Source organism: Aquabacterium sp. (assembly GCF_044226965.1).
GTDB lineage: Bacteria > Pseudomonadota > Gammaproteobacteria > Burkholderiales > Burkholderiaceae_C > Pseudaquabacterium.
In genome coordinates this window covers 1-9,221 of sequence record NZ_JBGAGA010000119.1, presented here as the reverse complement: position 1 = coordinate 9,221, position 9,221 = coordinate 1, and the positions used below count along the sequence as shown (strand labels likewise).

Below are 9,221 nucleotides of genomic sequence, written 5' to 3'. Positions count from 1 at the left end.
AACAGGGCCAGTTCGAGATTCGATGCCATCGCGGGGAGCGGGAGAGTGGGCCCGGTCGGAGAGGGCAGGCACGCTGCGGGCCTGCCTCCTAGAATGCCCGATCCTAAGCGACGCGGCCGCCTCCGATGCGGCCGCCACGGGCGCTCGATGAGCACTGCCGTTCCGTTCGATGCCCAGCGTGCGCTGGCGCTGGCCGCACAGACCTTCGAAATCGAGGCTGCGGCACTGCAAGGCCTGGCCGCGCGCCAGGACGAGGGCTTCACGCGCGCCGTCGAGGCCATGCTGCGCTGCCGCGGCCGCGTGGTGGTGATGGGCATGGGCAAGAGCGGCCATGTCGGCCGCAAGATCGCCGCGACGCTGGCCTCCACCGGCACCCCGGCCTTCTTCGTGCACCCGGCCGAGGCCAGCCACGGCGACCTGGGCATGGTGACGCCCGGCGACGTGGTGCTGGCCATCTCGAACAGCGGCGAGAGCGACGAGCTCGCCGCCATCCTGCCCACGCTGCGCCGCCTGGGCATCACGCTGGTGGCGATGACCGGCAAGCCGGGCTCGACGCTGGCCCGCCACGCCGACATGGTGGTCTCCAGCGCGGTCGACCAGGAGGCCTGCCCGCTGAACCTGGCACCCACCGCCAGCACCACCGCGCAGATGGCGCTGGGCGATGCGCTGGCCGTGGCGCTGCTCGATGCGCGCGGCTTCCGCGAGGAGGACTTCGCGCGCTCGCACCCCGGTGGCTCGCTGGGCCGCAAGCTGCTGGTGCATGTGGCCGACCTGATGCGCAGTGGCGACGCGCTGCCGCTGGTGCGCGAGGACACCGGCTGCATCGACATGATGCGCGAGATGTCGGCCAAGGGCCTGGGCGCGGCGATCGTCGTCGATGGCGACCAGCGGCTGCAGGGCATCTTCACCGACGGCGATCTGCGGCGCCAGGTCGAGAAAGGTGCCGACCTGCGCCAGCTCACCGCGGGCGCGGTGATGCACCGCAGCCCGAAGACCATCCGCCAGGACGCGCTGGCCGCGGCCGCCGCCGACCTGATGGAGTTGCACCGCATCACCTCGGTGCTGGTGGTGGGCGACGACGGACGGCGCCTGCTGGGCATGCTGACCATCGGCGACCTGATGCGGGCGAAGGTGGTCTGATGGCGCAGCCCTTCGCGCCGGCGCTGCAGTTTCCGCCCGAGCTGCTGCTCAAGGCGCAAGGACCGGGCAGCGGCATTCGCGCCGCGATCTTCGATGTCGACGGCGTCCTGACCGACGGGCGCCTGTTCATCGGCGAGCGCGGCGAGGCCTTCAAGGCCTTCCACGTGCTCGACGGCCATGGCCTGAAGCTGCTGGCCCAGGGCGGCATCACGCCGGTCATCGTCACCGGGCGCGATTCGCCGGCGGTGCGGCGGCGCATCGCCGACCTCGGCTTGCAGCATGCGTACTTCGGTGTCAGCGACAAGCTGGCGGTGGCCGACCAGCTGTGCCTGGACCTCGGCATCGACTGGCCGCAGCTGGCGGTCATCGGCGACGACTGGCCCGACCTGCCGCTGCTGCAGCGCGCCGGCTTTGCCTGTGCGCCGGCCACCGCGCATGCCGAGGCCAGGGCGCTGGCGCACCACGTCACCCGCGCGCGCGGCGGCGAAGGCGCGGCGCGCGAGTTCTGCGACCTGCTGCTGATGGCCTGTGGCCGCTATGCCGCGCTGCTGCAGGGCCAGCTGGCCACGCTGGATGCACGTTAGGTCCTTCTGCCCCGAACCCGATGAACGCGGTCACGCCCCCGCCCGAGCTGCACCTGCCGGACCTGCCCGAGGTGCCGGTCAGCCTGCGCCCGCTGGCGCCGGCCGGCCCGCACCGGCAGTCGGTGCCGATCGGCCTGCGCCTGCGCAACTGGTTGTCCTCGTATCTGCCGCTGCTGCTGATGGCCCTGCTCGCCGGCTCGACCTGGTGGCTCATCAAGCACACGCCGGCGCCGCCCGGACCGGTTGGCGAAGCGGTGCTACGGCACGAGCCGGACTACACGATGCACCACTTCAACATCACCCGCTTCGACGCCACCGGCCAGGTGGCACTGCGCATCGAAGGGGACGTGCTGCGCCACTATCCCGACACCGATCGCATCGAGATCGACGTCGCGCGCATCCGCGCGGTCTCGCCTGACGGCCGCCTCACCGAAGCCACCGCGCAGCGCGCCCTGGCCAACGGCGATGCCAGCGAGGTGCAGCTGTTCGGCGGCGCCAAGGTCGTCAGCCAGCTCGAGGGCGAGGACGCGCTGACGATCGAGGGCGAGTTCCTGCATGCCTTCCTGCGCTTCGAGCGCCTGCGCACGCACCTGCCGGTGACCGTGCTGCGCGGGGGCGACGAGACCCATGCCGCCGGCATGGACTACGACCACCTGACGCGCCAGCTCCAGCTGCGCGGTCCGGTGCGCTCGGTGTTCCGGCCGGCGCCCAAGGAGAAACGATGAGCTTCGACGCGCTCGTGCCCAGCTCGCCGCTGGTCTTCATCACCGGCGCCTCCAGCGGCATCGGCCAGGCGCTGGCCGAGCGCTTCTACAGCGCCGGCTGGCGCTTGGCGCTGGTGGCGCGGCGCAGCGCCGGAGTGCAGCAATGGGCGCAGGACAAGGGCTTTGCCGCCGACCGTGTGCTGGTGCTTGGCGCCGATGTGCGCGACGTGCAGGCGACGATGGCTGCCGGCCGCGACTGCATCGCACGCTTCGGCCTGCCCGACGTGGTGATCGCCAATGCCGGCATCAGTGTCGGCATGGACACCGCGGACGCGGCCGACATCGAGGTGATGCGCAGCACGCTGGAGACCAACCTGCTCGGCATGGCCGCCACCTTCCAGCCCTTCGTCGGGCCGATGTGCCAGCGCCGCAGCGGGCGCCTGGTCGGCGTGGCCAGCGTCGCCGGCATCCGCGGGCTGCCCGGCCATGGCGCCTACTGCGCCAGCAAGGCAGGGGTCATCAGCTATTGCGAGAGCCTGCGTGGCGACTGCCGGCCCCACGGCGTGAAGGTGGTGACCATCACGCCCGGCTACATCGACACGCCGCTGACGCAGCACAACCGCTACGCGATGCCCTTCCTGATGCCGGCCGAGGCCTTTGCGGACCGCGCCTTCCGGGCCATTGCCGACGGTGACAGCTACCGTGTGATCCCGTGGCAGATGGGCGTGGTGGCCAAGCTGATGCGGATGTTGCCGAACGGCCTGTACGACCGCCTGCTGGCGGGCCGGCCGCGCAAGCGCCGCCAGGGCGAACAGGCCTCCGGCTGACGCGCCGGCGCCGCAGCGCCCCACGAAAAAGGCGCCCCGCGGGGCGCCTTGTCATGTGCGGCTGCGTTGAGCCGCCGAGGCTTCAGTAGCCCTGGCTGCCACCGCCGTAGCCGCCACCGCCGCCGCCGCCACGCGGGCCGCGGCCGGTGCCATAGGGGCTGCGGCCACCGCCGCCGCCACCACCACCGTAGCCGCCACCACCGCCGCCGCCGTAGCCGCCGCCACCACCACCGCTGCGGCCACCACCGCCGCCGCCGCCGTAGCCGCCACCACCACCGCCGCCGTAGGGGCTGCGGCCACCGCCGCCGCCGCCGCCGTAGCCACCCGGGCGCTCTTCACGCGGGCGGGCTTCGTTGACGACGATGGCGCGGCCTTCCAGCGGCTGGCCGTTCATCGCGTTCATCGCCGCCTGTGCTTCGGCCGACGAGGACATCTCGACAAAACCGAAACCCTTGGAGCGACCGGTTTCGCGGTCCATCATCACCTTGGCGGACGTCACCGTGCCAAATTGCGAGAACGCCGTCTGCAGAGACTCGTCACGCACCGAGTAGGCGAGGTTGCCCACATAAAGCTTGTTTCCCATGAGGGGAAGCTCCTTCTGACTGAACAATAAAACCCATGTGGAGCTTCTACCCAGCGTGAAAACACTCAAGCTAAAGGCGCCCTCACCACACATGTGGCAGGTATGAACTCGAAAGTCCATACCACCCCAAAGCATTATGGGCACAAAGTTCACGGCCCTGCCAGACGTGCAGGGCAAGGGCTAACCCGCAAGTATCATGAGTGTTGCCATGCGGGTACAGACCTCCGACTCCCCCCAGGCCCCAAGTTCGACCCTGTCGCCGCTGGCTGCGCTCAATCTGGTGCTCGGCAGCATCGATGCGGTGCGCAACGGGCGCGCGCAGTGGTTGCTGCTGGTGGCCTTCGCACTGTCGGGCCTGCTGATGGGTGAACTGCGTCGTGCCCTGCTGAACGAGTCGGCCCTGTCGGCGAGCCTGGCCGCGCTGGCCGCCTTCGTCGTCACCTTCTACGGCAGCAACGCCGCCGGCCTGATGCTGATGGACGAGGCGCAAGGCCGCCGCTCGCGCGATCCGCGCGACGCGCTGGCCGATGCCTTCGGCAGCGCGCACCGCCTGCTGGCGGTGGTGGCCTGCGTGCTGCTGCTGTTCGCGCTGCTGCTGGCCGCGGTCGCCCTGCTGTTGTGGGCCGCGCAGCTGCCGCGCGTGGGGCCCTGGCTGGCGGGGCTGGCCGTCACGCTGGGCGTGCCGGTGCTGGGGCTCGCGGCGCTGGTGATGGTGGGCCTGGTCGGGCCGCTGGCCGCGCCGGCGGTGTGGTGCGGCCTGTCGGTGCGCGAGGTGCTGGCGCTGCTGCGGCACGAAATCCGCAGCCGGCTGCCGCAGGTGCTGTTGTTGTCGGCCGCGGTCAGCCTGCTGTCGGCGGCGGTGGCCGGCCTGGTGAGCTTTGTCGTGCTCGGCGGCGGGCGCGCGGTGGTGGCGCTGGCCGCGCTGGTGACGCCGGTGGACATCGGCGCGCAGACCTTCCTGGCCGCGCTGTTCGGCCAGGGCCTGCGCGCCGCCGCGGTGGCCAGCACGCCGCATGCGTCAGCTGCCGTCACCGGTGCCGGTGTGGTGTTTGCGCTGGGGCTGGTGCTGCCCGGCGTGGTGTACCTTCGCGGCTTGTGCGCGCTGTATATGGCGGTGCAACCGGCGGCGCCGGTCGGCGGCGCGCAGGACGCCACCGATGTCGACCTCGCCGAGGTCGATCCCACTGAAGCCGACCCCGCCGACCCCACCGATGCCAGCTGACCCCGCATGGACCTGCTCAAACCGCTGATCGCACTGCTGGCCATCGTCAACCCGATCGGCGCCGTGCCCTTCTTCCTGGCCTTCACGCAGGGCCAGTCGCGCGAGCAGCGGCGCCGCACCTTGCGCGTCAGCAGCTTCTCGGCCTTCTGCGTCATCGCGATCAGCAGCCTCGCGGGCCTGAAGATCATCGAGTTCTTCGGCATCTCGATCGCCTCCTTCCAGGTCGGCGGTGGCGTGCTGCTGCTGATCTCCTCGATCCACATGCTCAACGCGATGCCGGCCGAGAGCCGCCCGGCCGACGTCGATGAAGGCCATGCCAAGGCCAATGCGGGCGACAGCATCGCGGTGGTGCCGCTGACCATCCCGCTGCTCACCGGACCGGCGACCATCTCGACGGTGGTGATCTATGCCGAGAAGACCCGCACGCTCTTCGAGCATGCGGTGCTGGTGGGCTACGGCGTCGTGATCGGCGGGGCCACCTACCTGGCCTTTGCGGCCTCCGGCCGCATCGCCAAGGTGCTGGGCAGCACCGGCATCAACGTGATGACGCGGCTGATGGGCCTGATCCTGGCCGCGATGGCGGTGGAGCTGCTGGCCGACGGCCTGGTCAAGCTGTTCCCGCTGCTGGGCAGCGTGCCGGCGAAGTGAGCGCACCCGCACCGCCGCGCATCCTGCTGCTGGAGGACGACCCGGCGATCGCGCGCACGGTCGCCTTCACGCTGCAGCGCGAGGGCCTGGCGGTCGAGCAGGTGCTGCTGCTGGGCGAGGCGCGGCGGCTGCTGCTGGCCGGCCCGCTGCCGGCGCTGGCGATCCTGGACATCGGCCTGCCCGACGGCAACGGCCTGGCCCTGTGCCGCGAGCTGCGCCAGTCCGGGCAGTCCGCGCTGGCCCGTCTGCCGGTGATGATGCTGACCGCGCACAACGAGGAGATCGACCGCGTGCTCGGCCTCGAACTCGGCGCCGACGACTACCTGTCCAAGCCTTTCAGTCCGCGCGAACTGGTGGCGCGGGTGCGCGCGCTGCTGCGGCGCGCCGCGCTGCAGGCGCTGCCGGCCGAGCGCGCAGCGCCGCTGTTCGAGCTGGACGAAGCCGGCCAGCGCGTGCACTTCAGCGGCCAGCCGCTGGCGCTGACGCGGCTCGAATACGGCCTGCTGCGCGCGCTGCTGGCCGCGCCCGGCCGCATCCTCAGCCGCGAGGCGCTGTTCAGCGCCGTCTGGGGTCCGCACAGCGAGGCCATCGACCGCACCGTGGACACGCATGTGAAGACGCTGCGCGCCAAGCTGCGCGCGCAGCGCCCCGAGCTGGAACTGATCGCCACGCACCGCGGCATGGGCTACGAACTCGTGCTGCCGCCGGCGGCGCACTGAAGCCTGCCGCATCGCGCCATGCGCCTGGGCCTGCGCCTGCTGTTCGGCTTCTTCGTGATCACCGGGCTGGCCGGCTTCTTCGTGCTGCGCGTGTTCCTGGGCGAGGTCAAGCCGGCGGTGCAGCAGGTCAGCGAGGACATCCTGGTCGATGCCGCGCATCTGCTGGCCGAGCAGGCCGCGCCCGAGCTCGCGGCGCTGGCGCCGGGCGCCACGCTGCAGCAGGGCGCGTTCGCCGACGCGGTGCAGCGCTACCGCGCGCGCCAGGTCGACGCCGAGATCTGGGGCCTGCACAAGCGCAGCCTGGACTTCCGGCTCTACCTCACCGACGCCGGCGGCCGCGTGGTGTTCGACGACGGCCCGGGCGACGCGCTGGACGCCGACTACTCGCGCTGGCGCGACGTGGCGCGCACGCTGCGCGGCGAGTACGGCGCGCGCGCCACGCGGGCCGAGGCCCACGACGGCGCCAGCACCGTGCTCTACGTCGCCGCGCCGGTGCTGCACCAGGGCCAGCGCATCGGCGTGCTGACGGTGGCCAAGCCAGTGCGCACGCTGCAGCCCATCGTCGATCGCGCCGAGCGCCACATCCTGGTGGCCGGGGCCTGGCTGCTGGGCCTGTCGCTCGCCGTGGGCGTGGCGGTCACGCTGTGGATGGTGGCCGCGGTGCGGCGGCTGCGGCGCTACGCACAGCAGGCGCGCGCCGGTGAACCGCAACCGCTGCCGGCGCTGCCCGGCGAGCTCGGGGACCTCGCCAGTGCGATGGCCACGATGCGCGAGCGGCTGGAAGACCGCGGCCATGTCGAGCAGCAGATGCGCGCGCTGACGCACGAGCTGAAGAGCCCGCTCACCGCGATCGGCGGCGCGGCCGAGCTGCTGCACGACGAGCTGCCCGCGCCCGACCGCGAGGCCTTCGCGGACCAGATCGGCGATCAGGTGCAGCGGCTGCGCGCACTGGTCGACCAGCTGCTCGAGCTGTCGAAGCTCGAAGGCCTGAAGCCCCAGGCACCGTTGCCGCCGGTGTCGCCGCTGCAGCTGATCGACGCGCTGCTGCAGGACCTGGCCGCGCCGCTGCGCCAGCGCGGCCTGGCCGTGCACTGGGCCCAGCGCGACGGCACGGCGGTGCCGGCCGATGCCGAGCGGCTGCGGCTGGCCTTGTCGAACCTGCTGGCCAATGCGATGGACTTCGCGCCCGCCGGCTCGGTGATCGAACTGGCGGTGCAGGCCGAGCCGCAGGCGCTGTGCATCACGCTGCGCGACCATGGCCCGGGCGTGCCCGACTTCGCGCTGCCGCAGCTGGGCCAGCGCTTCTTCTCGACGCCGCGCCCGGCCGATGGCCGCAAGGGCAGCGGCCTGGGCCTGGCCATCGTGCGCCAGGTGCTGCTGCTGCACCGTGGCGCCCTGCAGTTCGAGCCGGCGCAGCCGGGACTGCGCGTGCGCCTGAGCTTGCCGCGCAGCTGAGCGAAACGGCCGCGGCTTCACGCCGCCTTCACGCAGCGCGCGGCGCCTTCACTGCCGGCGCCGAGCATCGGCACCTTCATTCACGGAGGGTGCTGTTCATGCGATTTCCCCTGTTGTTCAAGGTGCTGGCACTGGGGCTGCTGGTGCTGATGCTGAGCGCGGTGCTGATGCGCATCGGCTACCTCGTCGACGAGCGCCAGGCGCGGCAGGGCGAGGCGCAGCGCAGCGTCGAGCAATCGCATGCCGGTGCGCAGACGCTGATCGGCCCCTGGGTCGAGCAGCGCTGCGTCGAGGAATGGGACGTCGTCAGCGGCGAAGGCAAGGACCGCAAGCTCAGCGTCGAACGGCGCGAACCGACGCTGCGCCGGGTGCCCGACCAGCTGGTGGTCGGCGCCCAGGTGCGCAGCGAACTGCGCACGCGCGGGCTCTACCGCATCCCGACCTACGGCGGCCCGGTGAACATCGACGCGGCCTGGAACGCGCCGTTCGCGCAACAGCCGCGCCGCGAGCGCAGCGATTCGCGCTGGGCCTGCGAAGCGCCGCGCCTGGTGCTGGCGATCAGCGACGTGCGGGGCCTGCGCGCCGCCACCCTGGCGCTGGACGAGCAGCCGGCCGCGGTGCGCGCCGGCACGTTGAGCGCGGCCTACCCACAGGGGGTGCATGCCGACCTGCCGGCCAACCGGCCGGCCACCGCGGCGCTGAAGGCGCGCTGGCAACTGCAACTGGCGGGCACCGGCCAACTGGCGCTGGTGCCGGCGGCGGAGGCCACCGAGTGGAAACTGTCCTCGGACTGGGCGCACCCTTCGTTCGGCGGCCGCTTTCTGCCCGAGCGCCGCAGCGTCTCGGCCGGCGGGTTCGAGGCCGCCTGGCAGGTCTCCTCGCTGGCCACCGGCGCGCCCGACCAGCTGCAGCGCGGCGTGCCGCTGTGCGGCGGCGCGATGGGCGTCGAGGGCGACGCCTACAGCCCGCCGGGCGCGCGTGCGGCAGGCTGCCTGGACACGCTCTCCGTCGCATTCTTCGACCCGGTCAACCCCTACGTGCTGAGCGACCGCGCCATCAAGTACGGCCTGCTGTTCGTCGTGCTGACGTTCGCCGCGGTGCTGCTGGTCGAGGCGCTGTCCGGCCGCCGCGTGCACCCGATCCAGTACGCGCTGGTCGGGCTGGGCCTGAGCCTGTTCTTCCTGCTGCTGCTGAGCCTGTCGGAACACCTGCCGTTCGCGCAGGCCTACGGCGCCGCGGCCACCGCCTGCGCGCTGCTGCTGGGCTACTACGGCGGCCACATGCTCGGGCGCTGGCGCGCCGGCCTCGCCTTCGGCGCCGGCATCGGCCTGCTCTACGG

Annotated in this window: 10 protein-coding genes; 9 read left to right on the top strand and 1 reads right to left on the bottom strand. The window is 72.2% G+C overall.

The window, feature by feature from the left end:
* Nucleotides 1-147: 147 nt before the first annotated feature.
* From ACILR4_RS28565 to ACILR4_RS28550, 4 genes are read left to right on the top strand one after another with little or no spacing between them, the layout of a single operon-like run.
* Nucleotides 148-1,140, top strand: a complete 993-nt coding sequence (locus tag ACILR4_RS28565) for an SIS domain-containing protein (RefSeq protein WP_395704285.1) — start codon at nucleotides 148-150, stop codon at nucleotides 1,138-1,140.
* Complete coding sequence (locus ACILR4_RS28560; protein ID WP_395704284.1) at nucleotides 1,140-1,724, top strand: KdsC family phosphatase; 585 nt, start codon at nucleotides 1,140-1,142, stop codon at nucleotides 1,722-1,724. The genes ACILR4_RS28565 and ACILR4_RS28560 overlap by 1 nt, the downstream gene beginning before the upstream one ends.
* Nucleotides 1,725-1,744: 20 nt before the next feature.
* Nucleotides 1,745-2,449, top strand: coding sequence for an LPS export ABC transporter periplasmic protein LptC (gene lptC, locus ACILR4_RS28555; RefSeq protein ID WP_395704283.1), 705 nt, complete (start codon nucleotides 1,745-1,747; stop codon nucleotides 2,447-2,449).
* Nucleotides 2,446-3,255 carry an SDR family oxidoreductase gene (locus ACILR4_RS28550; protein WP_395704282.1) on the top strand — a complete coding sequence of 270 codons (810 nt, stop codon included), beginning with the start codon at nucleotides 2,446-2,448 and terminating at the stop codon, nucleotides 3,253-3,255. Before lptC ends, ACILR4_RS28550 begins: the two co-directional genes overlap by 4 nt.
* An 82-nt stretch (nucleotides 3,256-3,337) precedes the next feature.
* Here the strand turns inward: ACILR4_RS28550 and ACILR4_RS28545 are convergent, their stop codons facing one another.
* Nucleotides 3,338-3,838 (bottom strand): RNA recognition motif domain-containing protein, encoded by a 501-nt coding sequence (locus ACILR4_RS28545; protein WP_395704281.1) that lies wholly within the window; start codon nucleotides 3,836-3,838, stop codon nucleotides 3,338-3,340.
* A gap of 208 nt (nucleotides 3,839-4,046) precedes the next feature.
* Between ACILR4_RS28545 and ACILR4_RS28540 the strand changes: the two genes are divergently transcribed.
* The 5 genes from ACILR4_RS28540 to creD all read left to right on the top strand — a co-directional run.
* Complete coding sequence (locus ACILR4_RS28540; RefSeq protein ID WP_395704280.1) at nucleotides 4,047-5,060, top strand: hypothetical protein; 1,014 nt, start codon at nucleotides 4,047-4,049, stop codon at nucleotides 5,058-5,060.
* A gap of 6 nt (nucleotides 5,061-5,066) precedes the next feature.
* The gene (locus tag ACILR4_RS28535; RefSeq protein ID WP_395704279.1) at nucleotides 5,067-5,708 is read left to right on the top strand and encodes a MarC family protein; all 642 of its coding nucleotides are present in this window, start codon (nucleotides 5,067-5,069) and stop codon (nucleotides 5,706-5,708) included.
* Entirely contained in the window at nucleotides 5,705-6,427 is a 723-nt protein-coding gene (locus ACILR4_RS28530) for a winged helix-turn-helix domain-containing protein (RefSeq protein WP_395704278.1), read from the top strand. Before ACILR4_RS28535 ends, ACILR4_RS28530 begins: the two co-directional genes overlap by 4 nt.
* A gap of 18 nt (nucleotides 6,428-6,445) precedes the next feature.
* On the top strand, nucleotides 6,446-7,882 hold the full coding sequence (gene creC, locus ACILR4_RS28525) for a two-component system sensor histidine kinase CreC (RefSeq protein ID WP_395704277.1): 1,437 nt from the start codon (nucleotides 6,446-6,448) through the stop codon (nucleotides 7,880-7,882).
* A 98-nt stretch (nucleotides 7,883-7,980) separates the two neighbouring features.
* Nucleotides 7,981-9,221, top strand: a 1,241-nt coding sequence (creD, locus tag ACILR4_RS28520) for a cell envelope integrity protein CreD (RefSeq protein ID WP_395704276.1), incomplete at its 3' end; no start/stop codon positions are given.